Below are 17919 nucleotides of genomic sequence, written 5' to 3'. Positions count from 1 at the left end.
TTTCCTTCATGGAAAGTCAACGAGATCAACGGATCCGGCTCCGAGGACCACGACGTGGTCCAGGTCGCCGAAAAGGTCACCCACCGCCGCGCTGACCTGCTGTGGATCGGGTGTACGCAGGAGCTGCGGCCGGCGTACCACCCAGTCGAGCCCGCGCCCGGCGGCCGTGGTGTGCCGCAGCGCGTCGGCCAGCTGCGCCGGCGAGTCGAAGGCCGTCAACAGCTGCGCGGCGCAGTACCGGCGGACCGTCGTCAACTCCTCCACCGTGGGCGGTACGCCGATCAGCTCCCGCACCTCGGCCCGCACGTCGGCGACCGAGCGCGCCAGCCGCCGCCGGGGCACCGACAGCCGTACCGCCGCCCGCCGGTGCCCGGCCAGTACGTCGCGCCGGGCCAGCATGACCTCGTCGGCGTACCCGAGCCGGCGGCACCGCTGCGCCAACCGGGCCGCCGGATGCCCACCCAGCAGCGCCGTCGCGAGGTAACGGGCCGGCTCTGCGGAACCGCCCGACGGTTCCCGGCCGCAGAGCGTGAGATGCACCTGACCACCGTCCGCGACGACCTCCGGCTCGGGCACCACGATCAGCTGCGGCGGTGCGGCCGTGTCGGGTCCGGGCGCCCCGCCCGTGTCGGTGCCGCGCCAGTCGGCCAGCGCCGCCGTCGCCTCGGCCACCAACGCTTCGGCCGCCAACGGCGCCACCAGCACCAGGACCGCACCGGCCGGCACGAAGACCTGCCGGTGCAGGGCGGTCAGGTCGTCGGGCGCGGCGACCACGGGCGGCCGCCCGGCCCAGACCCGACGCAACGCGTCGTCCATCCGCCGCGCCGGCGAGGCCGGCGGCCCGTCGCCCGGCAGCGGCCGCCACCGGGGCAGCTCACCGGGGGTCACCACGTCCGCCAGCACCCGCAGCAGCTCCGGCAGGCCGCCCGTCGGCGCCCAGGCGTCCACGTCGGCCCACTGCCCGTCCTGCCCCAGCCGCAGCTCGCCGCCGACGGCGGCGACCCGTCCGGCGGCACTGGTCCGGGCGGCCAGCACCCGCAGCAGGTCACCGGCGCGACCGGGGTCACCCCACCCGGCCGGGCCCAATGGGACCCGCAACCGTAGCTCGACCAGATCGGCGCGGTCGTCCGGTACGGCGACCACCCGCAGTCCGGTCGGCAACCGCACCTGCCGCGCGCCGGCGAGCCTCGGCGCAACCGGTCGGGCCAGCGCCGGCATCGACCGGTGCCCGGCCGACCGTGCGGCCAGCCGGGCAGCTGTCACCGGTGCGGCGTCGGTCGACGTCGACCCTGTTTCCGGCGGGACCGGCGGGACCGGCGGGACCGGCGTCGACTCCGCCTCCGGCCCTGCCGCCGGGACCGCCACCGGGAACGCCGCCGGGACCGCCGCCGGAGCGGACGGGGCGGCGACGTCGGGCGGACCGAGCACCAGCATGGCCACCGGTGCGTCCGCCACCTCCCGGGCGGCCCGGGCGACCCGCTCGGCGGAGGTGCCCGCGATCAGCCCAGGCAGCTCGTCGACCAGTTCGGCCCGGCCGAACAGCAGCTCGAACCGGCCCAGCGCACGACACCGCTGATCCAGCCGGGCATGCGTACGGCGGTAGGTCGCCGCCACGGCCGTCGCGGCCCGGTGGGCGGCGGTCGCCAGCCGGTCCGGGTCGGCCAGCTGGCGCCACCGCGCAGTCAGCTCCGTCACGAAATCGTCCGGGCGCTGCCGGGGCGCCAGCACCGAAGTCACCACCAACGCGTCCGGTGCGCGGGCGTCCAACGGCCCGAAGAAGCCACAGCCGGCCTCGGCCCGTGCCGCGCCGTCTGGACCGCGCCAGCCGCTGGCCATCCGGGCCAGCACCAGGTACGCCAGATGATCCGGCAGCGCCCGCGCCGGATCCGGCAGCCGGTAGCCGAGCGCCACCGCCGCCCGGTCGACCGCCGGCACCACCCGGGTGACCCGCCGCGCCGCCGCCGGTGGCTCATGCTCCGATGGCACCGTCGGCCGGTGCCGGTCCGGGATGTCGGCGAAGTGTCGCTCGACCAGCGGCCACACCGTCTCCGGCGCGCCGGGGGCGACGATGGTCAGCACCGCCCGCGACGGTACGTAGGTGGCGTCGACGAACGCGGCACAGTCGTCGACGGTCAGCCGTCGCAGCTGGTCGATGTCGCCGTACCCGTCGTGAGCGTTGGCGAAGGAGCGGAACATCACCGCCGGCAGGCCCGGCCACGGCAGACCGCCGTACGGGCGGCGGTCACGCGTCCCGGCGATCTCCCGGCCCACCTCGTCGAGCTGACTGGCCAACTCCCCGGCGGTGAACAGCGGGGCGCGCATCCGGTCTGCCTCGCGGAACAACGCCTGCTCCACGGCCTGCGCCGGGACCACCTGGAAGTAGTCGGTGTAGTCGGCGTGCGTGGTGCCGTTCGCGGTCCCACCGAGCGGGTGCAGGGTGTCGTAGAAGCTGCCCGGCGGCAGATTCGCGCTGCCCCGGAACATCAGGTGTTCGACCAGGTGCGCCAGCCCTTCCTGGCCGGGCGCTTCGTGGCGGAACCCGACGCCGTAGTGGACACTCACCGCGGCCCGCGGGGTGGGCCAGTGGGCCACCAGCACCACCCGCAACCCGTTCGGCAGGGTGCGGCGCAGCAGTACGGGCGGCGGTTGGTACCCCGTCGGTACGCTCATCGCACACCTCACCGCGACAGCAGGTAACGGGCGAACCCGGTGTACTTGTCGAACACCGTCGCGTCCCAACCCACGTAGGCCGTGTAGTCGTGCACGTGCAGCAGCACCCGCAGGGCCACCGTGTCCCGCCACCGGTCGTCGAGGTCACGCCCGTAGCCGCGCAGCAGCGCATCGATCAAACGTTGCCAGGCCGACCGGTTCCCACCGAGGTACCACTGCAGCTCGATCAGCTCACCGAGGGTCCAGCCGAGGTCGAACCACCAGGGTGCGCGGCAGAGGTCCTCACCGATCAACGCGTCCGCGCCCGGACCCGGATCGGCGATCACCAACGCGCCGAGGCCCGGTGCGCCGTGGCACAGCACCTGCTCGGCCGCCGCGATCCGCCCGGTGTGCTCGCGCAGCCGGGCCAGCGCCGCACGGCCGAGCCGGGGACGCAGCATCGACTCTGCGTACGCGGCCCGGGGCTGTGGTGCACGACCGTCCAACCAGGTCGTGAAGCGGGCCAGGCCGCGCGGCGGCCCGTCGCCGTCGACCCCGACCTCGTCGGGGTCGACGGCGTGCAGGGCACGCAGACAGCGGCCGTAGCCGTGCAGCAGCTCGACGAGGTCGTCGGTCGGACCGTCCTGCAGCAGCCGGCCGGCCACCGCGCGGTTGCCGCGTACGTCGTAGCTGCGCTGCGGGCCGTTCGCCCGGCCGGCGACCCACCGCACCGGGGCGGACCCGTCCGACCGGCCGAGCCGCTCGGCCAGGCCGACGACGGACGGCACGAACGGTCGGGGCGCGAGCGGGCCGGGCCGGCGGTGCCAGCGGTGGCCACCGTCGGGCAGCGGTCGCACCTGCGTACGCAGCAGTCCGGTGCCGAAGTCGCGGGTGACCGGTGCGGCGACGGCCGTACTCATCCGGTCACCCCGCCGCCGTCGGCGGACCCGGCACCGGCCAGCGCCGCCGCCGGCGGTTCCAGTTCCGGTTCCGGTTCCAGGCTCAGCCGGCGCTGCTCCAACCGCCGCAACGCCTCCGGCAACGGCGGGCACACCCAGCCGTCGTCGCGGCCGGTGGTCAGACTGCGGCCCGGCATCGGCGGAACGAGCGCGACGTTGCCCCGCTCGGCCAGGGTGGCCCAGTGCCGCTGGAACGCCGGGCTGTCCAGACCGCCCGGGGGCAGCGCCGGGGCCAGGCCGATCGCGGCGCGGGTGCACTGCAACGCCAGCAGGGTCGGGGTGTCGGCCAGGCCGAGGGCGAAGCGGGCGACGAAGTGCAGCGTCGCCGGGTAGACCAGGACCGCGTCGGCCCACTCGGCGTGCTCGACGTGGCGGGCCCGGACACAGTCGTCCCAGCTGTCGACGACGACCTCGTGGCTGGTGCGCAGGCCAAGGGCCTCGCGGGTGACGAACCGCAGCGCGTTGCGGGTCGCCACCACCGCCAGGTCGAGTCGCGGGTACGTGTCCCGGATCCAGTTCAGCCAGGTCGGCACGGTGCTGGCCGATGCCGAGCCGGTGACGACGAAGAGCAGCCGCCGCATCGCCAGCTCCGGCGGGTCCAGGAACTCCAGGGGCGGCGGCACGCTCATGACGCCACACTTTCCAGGACCGTCTCCAGCTCGCCGAGGGTCCGGCGGGCCCCGTACAGCATGCAGACGCCGGCCATGTTGAAGGCCACCTCGTCGGCGCCGGCCGCGACGAACTCCTTGACCGCGACCGCGAGTTCGTCGCGGTCGCCGTAGAGGAAGGCCCCGCCGTCGACGAGCGCCCGGCCACTGGCCCGGGGATCGGCGGCCATGTCCACTTCGATCCCGGAGCGCTGCAGCATGTCCACGTAGTGCGGCAGTCGCATGTGCCCCGAGTTGCTGGTCAGCGCCAACTCGACCGGGTCGCGGCCGTCGGCGCGCAGGGCCATCGGGACGATCGCGACCAGCCGGGGCGGACGGCGACCGGCCCGCTGCGCACCCCGACGCAGAGCGGGCACCAGCGTCTCCCGCAGGTACGCGGCGGATGTCAGCCAGGTGATCGCCACGTCGGCGACCTCGCCGGCGAGCTCCGCCATCCGGGGCCGCAGCACGCCCAGGCCGATCTCCACGAGTGGTCGGGGGTAGCGGGCCATCACCATTCGGCAGGTGAAGTACTCGCCCTCGTGGTGTACCTCGCCGGTGTCCAGCAGGGAACGCACCACGGTCACGTACTCCCGGACCGCGCCGAGCTGGCTGCGGTACGGTGCCCCCAGGATGCCCCGCTGCAGCGACGCCCCGCCTGGGCCGAACCCGGCGACGACGCGGTTCCCGGTGGTCGCCGCCAACGTCTGCGCGCGCAGCGCCGCGTCGTACGGGTGCAGGAAGGGCATCAGGTTGACCGAGGTGCCCGTCGGTACCCGGAATCCGGCTGCGGCTGCGTGGGCGAAACTGATGTGGGTGTCCCCCACGTTGCCCTGACCCTGCCAGAGGCAGGCGGCCGGGCTCCACTGGGTGAGTGCCGCGAACGGCAGCATCTGCTCGGGTCGTTGCGGAGCGAACGGCATCATGATCGAGAAGTCGGTCATCGGTGGGCTCCCGTGGCAAGCATCTGACCGTGGACCAGGTTGGTGTAGGTGGCGCAGTCACGCAGCAGCTCGTCGTGCCCGCCCTGGCCGACGACCTCGCCGGCTTCCAGGACCACCACGTGGTCGGCGTGACGTATCGTGGAGATTCGGTGCGCGACCACCAGGACGGCGCGGGTCGCCGCCAACTCGTCGACCAGGTCGCGCAGCTTTCCTTCGTTGACGCTGTCCAGATGCGACGACGGCTCGTCGAGCAGCACCACCGGGGCATCGGTCAGCATCGCCCGGGCGATCGCGAGCCGCTGCCGCTGACCGCCGGACAGGTCGACGTCCCCGGCGAGTACGGTGTCCAGCCCGTCCGGCAGTCGTCGGACCTCCTCGGCCAGCCCCACCTGTTGCAGCACGGTCATCAGCTCGCCGTCGGAGAACGCGTTGTCGGCCCGGCCCAGGGTCAGGTTGCGCCGGATGGTGTCCTGTACCGAACTGGCCGCCTGGTCGACGTAGGCGATCCGGCCGCGCAGCTCGGCGAGCGACCAGTGCCGGACGTCGCGCCCCAGCACCTCGATGCTGCCCCGGTCGACGTCGGCGAAGCGCTGGATCAGCTCCACGGCGGTGGTCTTCCCGGCACCGGAGAGCCCGACCATCGCCGTCAGGCCGCGCAGTGGCACCGTGAACGAGACGTCGCACAGCACCGGGTCGGCGCCGTAGCCGAACCGTACCCGGTCGAACCGGACGGCGGCCGTGGGCGGCGCGGCCAGGCTGCCGATGGGCGTGGCCAGCTTGTCGGCGGGCGTGGCCAGCTTGTCGGCGGGTGCGGCCGACCCGTCGGTGACGGTGGCGGGGAGACCAGTCGGCGCCGCCGACTCCTCGGTCGGCATCGCGAACAGGCCGGTGAACCGGTCCCGGGCCACCGCGCCCATCCGCAATGCCGTCACCCCGGCCGCCACCATCATGAACGGACCGGTCAGCTGCAGCAGGTAGAGCAGGAAGGAGACGAAGTCCGCCAGGCTCAGTCCACCTGCGACCAACCGCGCGCCACCGGTGCTGACGACCGCCACGAGAGCGATCTGCTGGCCGAGGTTCACCACCGGGGTCATCAACGCCTCCATCCGGGCCGCGTCGATCTCCCGGCGGGCCACCGTCGTGGCGTTCTCGGCCAGGTCGGTGGTGACGCTCCGCTCTGCCCGGTACGTCTTGATCACCTTGACCGCGTCGACCGCCGCCGCGAAGCGCTGGGCGAGCGTGCCGGTGCTCTCCTGCACCGCCACGTAGCTGCGTCGCAGCCGTTTGACGACCAGCACGATCAGGGCGGCCGCGACGAGGAAGGCGCCGACGGTCACCACGAGCAGGCGCCAGTCCAGCAGGCCCATGATCACCAGCGTGCCGACGACCGTGAGGCCGGCGATGGGCAGCTGGATCGGGCCCACGTCGATCAGTTTCTTGATCCGGGAGGTGTCTGCGGTGATCCGGGAGACGAGGTTGCCGCTGCCCTCCCGGCGGACGTCGGCCAGTGGCAGCCGCAGTACGTGGCCCATGGTCCGCACCCGCAGCCGGCAGATCATCTGCTGGCCGAGCCGGGAGAGCAGGAAGGTTGCCAGGGTGTTGGCCAGCGCCGAGCCGAGCCCGAAGGCGATCATCAGCGTCGTCCAGCGGGCGGTCTCACCCTGACCGAGGTTCGCGATCAGCTGACCCACCGCCCACGGCAACGCCAGCGTGCCCGCGGTCGCCAGCAGCGCCAGCGCACCGATGACCGTGATGGCGAGCGGATGCCGGGTGGCCATGTCCCGCAGCAGCCGCAGCTGACGCTCCGGCGGCGGGTTCGTCGGGTGTCCTGAGGTGTTCACGATGGATCCCTCCGTTCGGCAGGCTCGTCGTCAGGCGGTGGTGAACTCGAGCAGGGTCCGTACGGCGGTGCCGGGGCCGCGCCAGGACAGCCGTAGCCCGGCCGCCGCCGCCAGCTCCTCGATCTGTGCGGCGCTGCGGGCCGGGGCGGGCATCATCGAGCGCAACTGCAGCTCCGCGCCGGGCCCGCTGATCGGCATCGCGATGTCGGCGACCAGCACCGCGCCCCGGTCGCCGGCGGCCTCGCGGCAGCGCTTGAGGATCAGTACGGCCTCGTCGTCGGACCAGTCGGCCAGGATCGCCGACAGCAGGTAGACGTCGTGACCGGCGGGCAGCGGGTCGAAGAAGCTGCCCTCGATCGCTCGCAGCCGGTCGGCGACCTCGCTGCGGGCGAACCGGCGGCCGGCCTGTGTCGAGACGTTGCGCAGGTCGACCAGGGTGCCACGCAGGTGCGGGTGGGCGCGGACCAGCGCCAGCGTCAGGCTGCCCAGGTGTCCGCCGACGTCGACGAAGCTGTCGACGGTGCTCCAGTCGTACCCGGTGACCACCGTGCCGGCGTCCCAGGCCAGCGCCTGTCCGGCGGCCCGGTCCGCCGCGGCGGCCTGCTCCTGCCATTCGGCGTCGAACGCCGGGTCGTGGTTCACGGCCTCCCAGTAGTCCCGGCCGTACTCGGCGGCGTAGCCGGGCCGACCGGTCCGTACGGTGTGGTCAAGGCGCAGCAGCGCCAGGGTGCTGCCACCGATCATGCCGTCGTTGCGCAGCATCGTGCGGACACTCTGCGGATGGTCGGTGCGCAGCGGTTCGGCCAGTGGCGTCAGGGCGTAGGTGTCGTCGTCGTCGCGGTCGAGCAGCCCGATCTCGGCGAGATAGCGCAGCAACGTGGCGGTCACGTCGGGGACGGACCCGGCGCGCCGGGCGATCTCGTCCGGTGTGGTGGCGCCGCCCGCGATGTGGTCGGCGATCCCGAGCGTCGCCGCCGCGCGCACGGCGGCCGGGACCAGAAGGTCGGTCATGGTCAACAGTTGCTGGAACGGCGCGAGCTCAGTCATGGGGGCGTCCTCACGGGGTGTCGGGCCCAGCGGTGGGCCGGTACGGCACCGGCCCACCGCTGAAGGGACGGGGCGGTGCTCAGCAGCCGTCGTCGATGGTCTTCGACACGACCTGGCCGCTCATCCAGCTGATGCCGGCGGTGACGGCGGCGCAGCCCCAGGTGGTGGCGGGGGCGTCCGAGACGGCCGACACGTCGATGTCCTCGGCGGTGCTGTACGTCTCGTAGCCGGCGAGCAGTTCCTCGATGTCGTTCGCCTTGTCCTGCATCGTTCCTCCTTTGTGGATGGTGTTTCTGCCGCGTCCGCCACGGTGGCGGACGTCGATCGGGGGGTACGGGTCAGCAGGTCGCCTCGTAGGTGACCGCGGTCAGGAAGCTGACCGCCGCGCTGGCGCAGTACCAGGTGGTGGCCGGAGCGTCCGCGACGGCGGAGACGTCCAGGTCCTCGCTGTCGCCGAGGTAGGTCTCGTAGCCGGCGACGAGCTCGACGATGTCGTCGGTCTTGGTGGTGGCGGTCTCGGTGTGCATCTGTGGACTCCTTCGTGGTGGTGGGCACGGTCGCCCAGGGCCGGAACTGAGCTCCAGACTGGGAGCGCCCGATGGGGACCCTCCCAGCGAGCGAGCTCAGGTCCTGCCGGAGTGCGGGGTCAGCCAGCCAGGTTGCGGGCCGGGTTGGCCGGGTCGATGCCGGCCTCGGTGAACCGCTGGACGATCAGCGGATCCACCCGGGTCAGGTCGTCGGCGGCCTCGACGAGCGCGGCGGCCAGGACAGTCGCGCGGTGCTGGCCGAAGCTGAGCCCCTGCCGGCCGGCGACGGTGTCGACCGGCTCCCAGGCCGTCCCGACGCCGGGAGCGAGCCGGTCGGTGAAGACCGACGTCTGCGGTGCGGTGCCGGGCAGCGTCCGGGCGAGCCCGGCCAGGTCGGTGGCGACGTGGACGTGATCGTCGGTGAGGTAGACGACGATCGCGTCGCGTCGCGGATACAGCTCGCGGGCGGAGAGGACCTTCGCCCGGTACGGCACCTGGTGCGCCTCCAGGTGGTTCAGCACCTGCCCCCAGGCCTGCACCGCGTGGTCGACATCGACCAGGTGCAGGTAGACCCGGAGTACCCGCCGGCCGGGGTCACGCTGCCGGGAGCCGTCGACCAGGAAGAACCCGGGCGACAGCGCGGCGCGCCATGGCGGCACCGTCAGCGACACCGGTTCACCGGGTGCGTGGTGGGTCGAGGTCAGCGCCGTGGGCGGCACCCAGATCCGCAGGCCTTCGCGTTCGACGAGAATCCGGGGGTTGCCGGCGGCGTCGTGCCCGACGGCCGAGCGGGCGACGGCCCGGATCTCGATCTGCCGGTGCGGCACCGCGGCGATGAGCCGGCGTTCGAGCGCGTCGTCGCGCAGCCGGGTCGGCACCTGCCCGTCCGGCTGACCGGAGTGCAGCACGTTGTAGATCGACTCGGCGAGCAGCCGGCGCAGTTCCCGGGGAAACCCGGCGGTGATCTCGCGGCCGCCGACGACGGCGGTGGTGCGGTCCGCCGAGACCCGGATCTGCCGGACCGCCTCGCGTACCGACTCGGCGAGCCGGTGGTGCGGCGGTGGTGACTGCGGTCGGGCCGGTGGTGCGGCGTGCAGCGTCATTTGTCGCCTCCGAAGCCGAGGGTGGTGGCGAAGCGTTCGGGGTTGACCAGCGCGGCCCGGCCGACGCCGGCGGCGGCGCGCTGGATGGCGGACAGGCGGGAGGAGGAGAGCGCCCCGGCGACGAGGCGGTCCAGCAGGTGCCAGCCGGCGAACGCGGTCGCGCGGACCGCGAGTCCGGCGTCGACCTGCGGGCGGACCTGCCGGTACGCCTGCCAGAACTCGTGGACCAGCGGCAGCAGCCGGCGCATCTTCTCGACGCCGCGCCGCAGCACGAGATCGTGGGTGAACTCGGTGTCCACGAAGGCCTCGTCGCCTCGGTTCGTCACCAGGTCCAGCACCGACCGGTAGATCCACTCGCCGGCGAAGGCGCCGACGTCGCGGGCCGGGTCGGCCAGCCGGAACTCCTCCCAGTCGGTGATGAACAGGTGTTCGTCGCTGATCAGGAACTGGTCGACCCGCAGATCGCAGTGGGACGGCACCCGGGGTGCCTGCTGCTCGGCGTCGCGCAGCCGGGTCACCGCAGTGATCAGCTCCGGATCGTTCTGCAGCAGCCGCCACGCCTCGATCTCACCGGCGCTGGACTTGAGGAAGACCGACAGGGGCAGCCCTTCGAGGAACGCCACCGGCGGGAACGCCGGGGTGGACTCGTCCAGCTCGATGTCGTCCGGTACCGCGCTGGCGTGCAGGTGACCGACGGCCCGTCCGACCTGCCGGGCGTGTGCCGTGGTGAAGGTCTCGTCCACCATGAGCGCCGCGCCGTTGATCGCGTCGGCGACCCGTTCGAATACGACGACCCGGTGTTGTTCGTCGCTGCCGATGAACTGCGGCCAGCGGACATTCTCCAGGTGTGCCCCAGCCGCGAACTGCTCGAATCCGAGAAGCCGGCGCATGCGGTTCTTTGTGTCGTCGACGTGCCCGGTGAGCTTCTTGACAAAGACGTCTCTCCCGGTCGCGGTGACGCCGAGCCAAGCATCGTTGCGGCCGATCGGCGACGTCACCGAGCCCCGGTCGAACGGGCCCAGGCCCAGGTCAACAAGGATCTTATCGATCTCCGGGACGGTGTCCAGATCGATCGGTGTCACCTGCTTCGTGGTCATTGTCGCCTCCTTTCGTGATCTCGTGCGGGCACGAAGATACAGACCGTTGGTGTGTCTGAATTGGTGGTGACGGATTCCCCGAACTTCGGCGTCGTGTTGCCTGCCGTCGATCGCGTGACTGAAGAAAATCACGAACGTCCTGCGGCGACAAGGTGTCGCCCGGCCGGTGCATCGAAATCGTTTCTGCCGGCGGGCGGCTATTTGTCCGAAGTGAGGGTGGGTGCCGGGGGCGGCGGCCCCTGGCGGGCGGCGGCGGCGACCCTGGTCACCAGTGACGAGACCGAGGTCAGCGGGGTCGTGACCGTCGTCGAGGCGGGTTCGGCAGGCCCGGCGCGGCGGGAGGGGGCCGTTTTGAAAACTCTCATGCGACGACCGCAGCCGGCCGGGCGCACGCAGCGGGCCCCCTGAGCCGGGCGGCCGGGCCTCGTTCGGGAGAGGTGACACTCCACGACCGAGGTGGTCGCGCCGGGCCAGGAGGCCCGTGCGGTATCTGCTGGTGCTGGTGCTCAGGCGGCCAGGGCAAGATCCCCGGTGGTGGCCTTGATCCCACGCATGAGGGTCAGCACCGCCTGCGCGGAGGGGAGCACCAGTGCCCCGGTACGGGTGAGGGTCGCACCGGACGACGTACGGACGAACAACTTGGTGCCGAGCGCCATCTCCAGACACTTGATCTGGTAGCTGACCGCTGGCTGTGAGTAGCCAAGGGATTTGGCGGCCAGATCCATCCGACCGTGCTCGGCGACCGCGACGAAGGCCTGCAACTCCCGCTCGTTCACATCGACTCCCCGATGTCCAACTGAACCGCGTGACTTCTTGTCATCGTTTGGCCTGACCATCTTGTCATCGGCCAAAGTCATCGTAATGACTTGACTCATGACTCGTCAACGTCGCTTGCCGGAATGCGCAATGGCGATGTCCAGTTAGATCCGCCTGTGTCCACTTTTCGTCCCAGGTCGACGAGTGATGACACCTCTGATGACTGCGATGACCGAAGAGTGTGGCGGGCCCGCTGCACGGGTGTCTGCGGCAGGTTCCCGCCGTGGTTGCGAATGCACATGCGTCGTCAGCCCACGAGCGCACGGAGCCAGCGCAGTTGCCGCCGGACCTGCTCCGCTTCGCCCCCTTCATGGCCGTTGAACGGGTAGACGTGGATCTCGGCGGGTGGCGGTGCCGGGCGACCATTTCCGGCGCCGTACTGGTTGTAGGCGGCGAAGACGGTGCTCGGCGGGCAGGTGGTGTCCCGCAGGCCGACACCGAAGTGCCCGGGCGCCACCGCCCGGCGGGCGAACGACACGCCATCCACGTAGGACAAGGTGTGACGCACGGCGGCCTCGGCGTCACGGTGCACCGCCAGATAGCGGGCCACGTCGCCGTACGGCTCGTCGTCGGTGATCTCGATCGCCCGCTGCCAGTGGCAGCCGAACGGCGCGGTGCTGACCAGTGCGGCCAGGTCGCCGACCAGGCCGGCGACGGCGAGGGCCAGGCCCCCGCCCTGGCTGTTGCCGGCGGCGGTCACCCGGGTCGCGTCGACGCCGGGCAGCGCCCGGACCGCCGTGACGGCGCGTACGGCGTCGGTGATCAACCGTCGGTAGTAGTACCGGGACGGCTCGGTGATGCCCCGGGTCACCGGACCCGGCCCGCCGACGCCGACCGGGTGCGGATCGGGGGTGTCGCCGCCGTTGCCGTACTGGTCACCCTGGCCGCGGGAGTCCATCAGCAGATGGGCGTAGCCGGCGGCGGGCCAGGTGAGCCGCTCGTGCGGCAGGCCACGCCCGCGCCCGTAGCCGAGGTACTCCACGACGGCCGGCAGCGCGGTGTCGATCCCGACCGGGCGGGTGTACCAGGCGTGGACCGGGTCGCCGCCGAATCCGGTGAAGGTCACCTGCCACGTGTCGAACAACCGTAGGTCGGTCGGCTCCGGCCGGACGTCGACCAGGATCTCGTGCGGGGCCGCCTCGTCTAGAGTGGACTTCCAGAAGGTGTCGAAGTCGTCCGGCTCCGGCACCACCGGGGCGTAGGAGCGCAGCTGGGCCAACGGCAGGTCGAACTGGGGCATTCGTCCTCCTCTTCACGCTCAGATCAGGCGGGGGGCGGGCGGGGCGGTGCTCTCCCGGATCACCAGCTCGGTGACCAGGTCGATCCGGCTGGTCGACAACTCGGCGCCACGGGCCAGGTCGAGCAGCATCTGGGCGGCGGTACCGGCCATGTCGCGCAGCGGTTGATGGACCGTGGTCAGGGCGGGGACCGTCCAGGCGGCGACCGGCACGTTGTCGTAGCCGATCACGGACAGGTCGCCGGGCACGTCCAGGCCGAGTTGCCGGGCGGCCCGCAGCACCCCCAGCGCCTGCATGTCCGAGCCGGCGAAGATGGCGGTCGGCCGGTCCGGCCGGTCCAGCAGCGCCATGCCGTGCGCGAAGCCAGCGTCCACATAGAAGTCGCCGTGCCGGATCAGGTCGGCCGGGACCGGCAGGCCGGCTTCGTCGTGGGCCGACCGGAATCCGGCGGTACGGGCCTGCGCACACAGCACGTCACTGGGACCGGAGATGATCGCGATCCGCCGGTGGCCCAGCTGCAGCAGGTGCCGGGTGGCGATGAGCCCGCCGTTCCAGTTGTTCGAGCCGACCGTCGGCACCGAGGCCGAGGTCGCGCTGTCGGTGTCGATCACCACGAACGGGATCAGCTGGCGGGCCAGCAGGTCCCGATGCCGTTCGCTGAGGTGGCAGAGCACGAAGAGCACCCCGAGTGGCCGACGGGCCAGGGTCGCGTCCAGCCACTGGTCCGGCGGTGTGTGCCGGCCGCCGAGCTGGCTCAGGTGCAGGCCGATTCCGGCGGCGCTGGCCACCGTTTCGACCGCTTTGATGATCTCCATTGCCCAGAGCGAGTCGAACTGGTGGAAGACCAGGTCGAGCTGATCAGTGCGGATCGGTGGGCGACGGGCCCGCCGACGGTACTGGTGTCGATCGAGACTTGCCTCGACCCGGGCCCTGGTCTGCGGCGCGACGTCCGATTTACCATTGAGAACCTTGGATACAGTGGTGACCGAGACGCCGACCTCGTCGGCGATGGTGGCGATGGTGGCCGGGGAGGGCTGCCCGCCAGCGTCGTCCGATGCGCGGGTCGGTGGACCGGCTGGTGGCGGCGGGGTGGCCGGTGGTGCCTCTGTCATGCGTACCTCACGAAAAGTTACCGAAACTTCCGGAGCTCATCCTGCTGGTGGACTCGGTTCAGCCGGCCCGAAGGCGTGGTGTGCGTACGACGATGAGACCTCCCGGACGACCCCGCACACACTCTATGCAGTTGAAGGTCCGGTTCGGCGACCCTTGACACAACGATGCCGGGGAATCTAGGTTCCCCGCAAGGTAACGCGCCTATTTCCGAAAGTTTCGAGTTTCGTGTCGCGTCGGGGTGTCTCCTGCTGCCCGGAGGGAGCCCGCCGCGCACCGGACATGAGGGGTGGCGACTGGGATGAGCACACCCAGCGCGGTCGATGCGTCACCGCAGGCGCAGGTGCCCCTGCCGCCCGTCGACGACCTGCCCCGGCGGGGTCGGAGCCGACCCCGATCGCGTACCTGGCGTCGCGCGCTGCGGCGCGACTGGCAGCTCTACTCGCTGATCGTCCTGCCGTTGTTGTTCTTCCTGATCTTCCGTTACCTGCCGATGCTCGGCAACGTCATCGCCTTCCGCCGGTTCCAGCCCGGCGGCAGTGTCTTCGGCGAGTACTGGGTCGGCCTCCGCTACGTACGGATGTTCTTCGCCGACCCGACCTTCTGGCAGGTTTTCACCAATACCCTGATTCTCGGCACACTCACCCTGGTCATTGTCTTCCCGCTGCCGATCGTCCTGGCGCTGCTGCTCAACGAGGTCCGGGCCCGGCGGTGGAAGCGCTTCGTCCAGTCGGTGTCGTACCTGCCGCACTTCCTGTCGATCGTGATCGTCGCGGCGATGGTGATGCAGATCCTGTCGATCGACGGCACGGTCAACACGATGATCCGGTCCCTCGGCGGCGAGGCCATCCCGTTCCTGCAGCAGCCGGGCTGGTTCCGCACCATCTATGTCTCGTCCGAGGTGTGGCAGACCGTCGGCTGGGGGACGATCCTGTACCTCGCCGCGCTCACCACGATCGACGAGGACCTCTACGAGGCCGCCCGGATCGACGGCGCGAACCGGTGGCGGCAGACCTGGCACGTCACGCTGCCCGGCATCCGGCCCACCATGGTCACGCTGCTGATCCTGAACATCGGCACCTTCATGGCGGTCGGCTTCGAGAAGATCCTGCTGCTCTACAACCCGCTGACCTATCCGACCGCCGACGTCATATCGACGTACCTCTACCGGATGGGCGTGGTCTCCAGCAACTTCAGCTACGCCGCCGCCATCGGCCTGTTCGAGGCACTGATCGGGCTGACCCTGGTGCTGTCGGCCAACCTGATCGCCCGCCGCGCAGTAGGGACGAGCCTGTGGTGACCGTCGACACCTCCCGCAAGTTGTTCGGGTCGGACCGCCGTCGGCCGCGCCGCCCCGACGACACCCGTGGCTACCGGATCTTCCGGATCGTCAACACGGTCATCCTGACCGCCGTCGTGATCGTCACGCTCTACCCGTTCGCCAACATCGTCGCCCGCTCGCTCAGCGAGGAGGGCTACATCCGCTCCGGCCAGGTCAGCATCGTGCCGCGCGGGTTCAACCTGGACACCTACCGGCTGGTGATGTCCGACTCGATGTTCTGGACCAACTACCGCAACACCATCGTCTACACCCTGGTCGCCACCGTCATCTCGATCGTGCTGACCACCTGCTACGCGTACGTGTTGTCGAAGAAGGACCTCAAGGGTCGCGGCATGCTGGTCGGCATCGCCGTGTTCACCATGTTCTTCTCCGGCGGACTGATCCCCAACTACGTACTGATCACCAGCCTCGGACTGAAGAACAGCATCTGGGCGATCGTGCTGCCCAACGCGATCAACGTGTTCAACCTGCTGGTGATGAAGGCCTTCTTCGAAAGCCTGCCGACCGAACTGGAGGAGGCCGCCGCCGTCGACGGGCTCAACACGTACGGCATCCTCTGGCGCATCGTCATCCCGCTGTCGAAGGCGATCATCGCCACGATGGTGCTCTTCTACGCGGTCTCGTTCTGGAACTCGTGGTTCTCCGCGTTCCTCTACATGGACCGCTCCGAACTGTTCCCGGTGACCGTCTACCTCCGCAACCTGATCGCCGGGGCCACCACCGCCACCTCCACCGGAAGCAGTAGCGACAGCCTCGCGCAGGCCGCCGCGAACATCCAGTCCGTCACCATCATCCTGACCGTTCTTCCGATCATCATGGTGTACCCCTTCATCCAGCGCTACTTCGTATCCGGCATCATGCTCGGCGCCGTCAAGGGATAGCGCTGCGGGACAGGATCGCCCCATTCACCTGAATGCCTATCCCCACGCACCGAAAGGAAGTCCGATGCTCACACGATCCCGGCGCCGCTACGCAGCGGCCGCCGCCGGGCTGCTCGCCCTCTCACTCGGCGTCGCCGCCTGCGGCGGCGACGCCGAGTCCGATGCCGAGGACCTGGACGGCAACAGGGTCGGCGCCATGGAGAGCTACGGCGTCGGTGACCAGTTCACCGCCACCGAGGCACTGAGCTTCTCCCTGCTCTACAACAACCACCCCAACTACCAGATCGACAAGGAGTGGCTGTTCTGGGAGGAGTTGGCCAAGCGGACCAACGTGTCGCTCGAAACGGTCGAGGTGCCGTTGAGCGACTACGAGCAGAAGCGCGGCCTGCTGATCGGCGCCGGCGACGCGCCGTTCATCATTCCGAAGACCTACCCCGGCCAAGAGTCGGCGTACGTCTCCAGCGGCGCGATCCTGCCGGTCAGCGACTACATCGATCTGATGCCGCACTTCCAGGACAAGGTCGCCAAGTGGAACCTGCAGGGTGACATCGACTCGCTTCGCCAGCAGGACGGCAAGTTCTACCTGCTGCCCGGCCTGCACGAGGACGTCTGGACCGACTACACGATCGCCGTGCGCACCGACATCCTCGCCGAACTCGGCCTCGAGGAGCCGGCCACCTGGGACGAGTTCCGGGACATGCTGCGGGCGATGAAGGCTGCCTACCCCGACGTCTACCCGATGTCGGACCGGTGGAGCATCCCCACCCCGCTGGGTGCGCTGCAGAACATCATCGGCCCGTCGTACGGCTACGACACGATGGGTGGCTGGGGCTACCAGAACGCCACCTTCGACCGCGAGGCCCAGGAGTTCGTCTTCACCGGCACCATGCCGGAGTACAAGGAGATGGTGGAGTTCCTGCACTCGCTGGTCGACGAGGGACTTCTCGACCCGGAGAGCGTGACCCAGGACGACGACACCGCGATCCAGAAGCTCGCCACCGGCAAGTCGTTCGTCATCAGCACCAACGCGCAGACCCTGGTGAACGACTACCGGCCGGCGCTGGCGCAGAACAACCCGAACGCCACCATCTCCAAGATCACCCGGCCGGACAGTGACGTCGGCTCGGTGAAGGCCGGGTCCCGCCTGGAGAACGGCATCATGATCTCCAGCGAGGCGCGCGAGAGCGAGAACTTCGTAGCGATGATGCAGTTCATCGACTGGCTCTGGTACTCCGACGAGGGCCAGGAATTCGCCAAGTGGGGCATCGAAGGGGTCACCTACACCACCGACGCCGACGGCAAGCGGGTTCTCGACGCCGACATCGACTTCATCGGGCTCAACCCCGACGGCAGCAAGCACCTGCAGAAGGACTTCGGCTTCAGCAACGGCGTCTTCGCCTACGGCGGCACCACCGACCTGCTGCAGTCCACCTTCTCCGAAGAGGAGTTGAAGTTCCAGGAGGCGATGGGGCAGAAGGAGACCCTGCCGGTGTCCCCGCCACGGCCGTTCAGCGAGGAGGAGCGCGAGCAGGCCACTCTCTGGGAGACCCCGCTGAAGGACTACGTCCAGCAGCAGACCCTGCAGTTCATCCTCGGCCAGCGGGACCTGTCCGAATGGGACGCCTACGTCACCGAGGTCGAGGGCAAGAACGCCCAGCAGTACATCGACCTCGTCAACGGGGCCTACCAGCGGTACAAGGAAGAGCACGGCTGACCCC

Annotated in this window: 17 protein-coding genes; 4 read left to right on the top strand and 13 right to left on the bottom strand. The window is 70.6% G+C overall.

Going from position 1 to position 17919, the window contains the following annotated elements; all coding sequences use genetic code 11:
• Positions 1-6: 6 nt before the first annotated feature.
• From O7623_RS14535 to lxmK, 10 genes are all read right to left on the bottom strand, one after another.
• Complete coding sequence (locus O7623_RS14535) at positions 7-2670, bottom strand: M16 family metallopeptidase (RefSeq protein ID WP_282229156.1); 2664 nt, start codon at positions 2668-2670, stop codon at positions 7-9.
• Between the two features lie 8 nt (positions 2671-2678).
• Positions 2679-3569, bottom strand: coding sequence for a phosphotransferase (locus tag O7623_RS14530; RefSeq protein ID WP_282229155.1), 891 nt, complete (start codon positions 3567-3569; stop codon positions 2679-2681).
• Positions 3566-4237 carry a flavoprotein gene (locus O7623_RS14525; protein WP_282229154.1) on the bottom strand — a complete coding sequence of 224 codons (672 nt, stop codon included), beginning with the start codon at positions 4235-4237 and terminating at the stop codon, positions 3566-3568. Before O7623_RS14525 ends, O7623_RS14530 begins: the two co-directional genes overlap by 4 nt.
• On the bottom strand, positions 4234-5199 hold the full coding sequence (locus O7623_RS14520) for an LLM class flavin-dependent oxidoreductase (protein WP_282229153.1): 966 nt from the start codon (positions 5197-5199) through the stop codon (positions 4234-4236). Before O7623_RS14520 ends, O7623_RS14525 begins: the two co-directional genes overlap by 4 nt.
• Positions 5196-7040 (bottom strand): ABC transporter ATP-binding protein, encoded by a 1845-nt coding sequence (locus O7623_RS14515; RefSeq protein WP_282229152.1) that lies wholly within the window; start codon positions 7038-7040, stop codon positions 5196-5198. The genes O7623_RS14520 and O7623_RS14515 overlap by 4 nt, the downstream gene beginning before the upstream one ends.
• Before the next feature lie 30 nt (positions 7041-7070).
• Positions 7071-8087 (bottom strand): methyltransferase, encoded by a 1017-nt coding sequence (locus tag O7623_RS14510; RefSeq protein ID WP_282229151.1) that lies wholly within the window; start codon positions 8085-8087, stop codon positions 7071-7073.
• A 79-nt stretch (positions 8088-8166) separates the two neighbouring features.
• A complete protein-coding gene (locus tag O7623_RS14505; protein WP_282229150.1) occupies positions 8167-8355 on the bottom strand; it encodes an LxmA leader domain family RiPP in 189 nt (62 codons plus the stop codon).
• Positions 8356-8425: 70 nt separating this feature from the next.
• The gene (locus O7623_RS14500; RefSeq protein WP_282229149.1) at positions 8426-8614 is read right to left on the bottom strand and encodes a hypothetical protein; all 189 of its coding nucleotides are present in this window, start codon (positions 8612-8614) and stop codon (positions 8426-8428) included.
• Positions 8615-8733: 119 nt separating this feature from the next.
• Positions 8734-9717 carry a T3SS effector HopA1 family protein gene (locus tag O7623_RS14495; RefSeq protein WP_282229148.1) on the bottom strand — a complete coding sequence of 328 codons (984 nt, stop codon included), beginning with the start codon at positions 9715-9717 and terminating at the stop codon, positions 8734-8736.
• A complete protein-coding gene (gene lxmK, locus O7623_RS14490; RefSeq protein ID WP_282229147.1) occupies positions 9714-10814 on the bottom strand; it encodes a class V lanthionine synthetase subunit LxmK in 1101 nt (366 codons plus the stop codon). The genes O7623_RS14495 and lxmK overlap by 4 nt, the downstream gene beginning before the upstream one ends.
• Positions 10815-10865: 51 nt before the next feature.
• Here lxmK and O7623_RS14485 point away from each other — a divergent pair, with 51 nt between their 5' ends.
• The gene (locus O7623_RS14485; protein ID WP_282229146.1) at positions 10866-11222 is read left to right on the top strand and encodes a hypothetical protein; all 357 of its coding nucleotides are present in this window, start codon (positions 10866-10868) and stop codon (positions 11220-11222) included.
• A 98-nt stretch (positions 11223-11320) separates the two neighbouring features.
• On the opposite strand, the gene O7623_RS14480 is transcribed toward O7623_RS14485, so the two are convergent.
• The 3 genes from O7623_RS14480 to O7623_RS14470 all read right to left on the bottom strand — a co-directional run bounded on the left by O7623_RS14480 (position 11321) and on the right by O7623_RS14470 (position 13980).
• Complete coding sequence (locus O7623_RS14480) at positions 11321-11590, bottom strand: LysR family transcriptional regulator (protein ID WP_282229145.1); 270 nt, start codon at positions 11588-11590, stop codon at positions 11321-11323.
• Between the two features lie 287 nt (positions 11591-11877).
• Positions 11878-12870, bottom strand: a complete 993-nt coding sequence (locus tag O7623_RS14475) for an acetylxylan esterase (protein ID WP_282229144.1) — start codon at positions 12868-12870, stop codon at positions 11878-11880.
• Positions 12871-12888: 18 nt separating this feature from the next.
• The gene (locus tag O7623_RS14470) at positions 12889-13980 is read right to left on the bottom strand and encodes a LacI family DNA-binding transcriptional regulator (protein ID WP_282229143.1); all 1092 of its coding nucleotides are present in this window, start codon (positions 13978-13980) and stop codon (positions 12889-12891) included.
• Positions 13981-14279: 299 nt separating this feature from the next.
• Between O7623_RS14470 and O7623_RS14465 the strand changes: the two genes are divergently transcribed.
• The 3 genes from O7623_RS14465 (at position 14280) to O7623_RS14455 (ending at position 17915) form a co-directional block, all read left to right on the top strand.
• The gene (locus O7623_RS14465) at positions 14280-15278 is read left to right on the top strand and encodes an ABC transporter permease subunit (RefSeq protein WP_282229142.1); all 999 of its coding nucleotides are present in this window, start codon (positions 14280-14282) and stop codon (positions 15276-15278) included.
• The gene (locus O7623_RS14460) at positions 15275-16201 is read left to right on the top strand and encodes a carbohydrate ABC transporter permease (protein ID WP_282229141.1); all 927 of its coding nucleotides are present in this window, start codon (positions 15275-15277) and stop codon (positions 16199-16201) included. The genes O7623_RS14465 and O7623_RS14460 overlap by 4 nt, the downstream gene beginning before the upstream one ends.
• Positions 16202-16265: 64 nt before the next feature.
• On the top strand, positions 16266-17915 hold the full coding sequence (locus O7623_RS14455) for an extracellular solute-binding protein (RefSeq protein ID WP_282229140.1): 1650 nt from the start codon (positions 16266-16268) through the stop codon (positions 17913-17915).
• Positions 17916-17919: the final 4 nt, after the last annotated feature.

The organism is Solwaraspora sp. WMMD791, from assembly GCF_029581195.1.
Taxonomy (GTDB): domain Bacteria; phylum Actinomycetota; class Actinomycetes; order Mycobacteriales; family Micromonosporaceae; genus Micromonospora_E.
The sequence above is the reverse complement of the archived record's forward strand: the minus strand, read 5'-3'. Positions and strand labels throughout refer to the sequence as shown.

Bases quoted from the DNA above. Each gene is read 5' to 3' on its own strand.
- O7623_RS14535 (WP_282229156.1), bottom strand. From the start codon at position 2,670: ATGAGCGTACCGACGGGGTACCAACCGCCGCCCGTACTGCTGCGCCGC.
- O7623_RS14475 (WP_282229144.1), bottom strand. From the start codon at position 12,870: ATGCCCCAGTTCGACCTGCCGTTGGCCCAGCTGCGCTCCTACGCCCCG.
- lxmK (WP_282229147.1), bottom strand. From the start codon at position 10,814: ATGACCACGAAGCAGGTGACACCGATCGATCTGGACACCGTCCCGGAG.
- O7623_RS14470 (WP_282229143.1), bottom strand. From the start codon at position 13,980: ATGACAGAGGCACCACCGGCCACCCCGCCGCCACCAGCCGGTCCACCG.
- O7623_RS14465 (WP_282229142.1), top strand. From the start codon at position 14,280: ATGAGCACACCCAGCGCGGTCGATGCGTCACCGCAGGCGCAGGTGCCC.
- O7623_RS14455 (WP_282229140.1), top strand. From the start codon at position 16,266: ATGCTCACACGATCCCGGCGCCGCTACGCAGCGGCCGCCGCCGGGCTG.
- O7623_RS14495 (WP_282229148.1), bottom strand. From the start codon at position 9,717: ATGACGCTGCACGCCGCACCACCGGCCCGACCGCAGTCACCACCGCCG.
- O7623_RS14525 (WP_282229154.1), bottom strand. From the start codon at position 4,237: ATGAGCGTGCCGCCGCCCCTGGAGTTCCTGGACCCGCCGGAGCTGGCG.
- O7623_RS14505 (WP_282229150.1), bottom strand. From the start codon at position 8,355: ATGCAGGACAAGGCGAACGACATCGAGGAACTGCTCGCCGGCTACGAG.
- O7623_RS14510 (WP_282229151.1), bottom strand. From the start codon at position 8,087: ATGACTGAGCTCGCGCCGTTCCAGCAACTGTTGACCATGACCGACCTT.
- O7623_RS14520 (WP_282229153.1), bottom strand. From the start codon at position 5,199: ATGACCGACTTCTCGATCATGATGCCGTTCGCTCCGCAACGACCCGAG.
- O7623_RS14500 (WP_282229149.1), bottom strand. From the start codon at position 8,614: ATGCACACCGAGACCGCCACCACCAAGACCGACGACATCGTCGAGCTC.
- O7623_RS14530 (WP_282229155.1), bottom strand. From the start codon at position 3,569: ATGAGTACGGCCGTCGCCGCACCGGTCACCCGCGACTTCGGCACCGGA.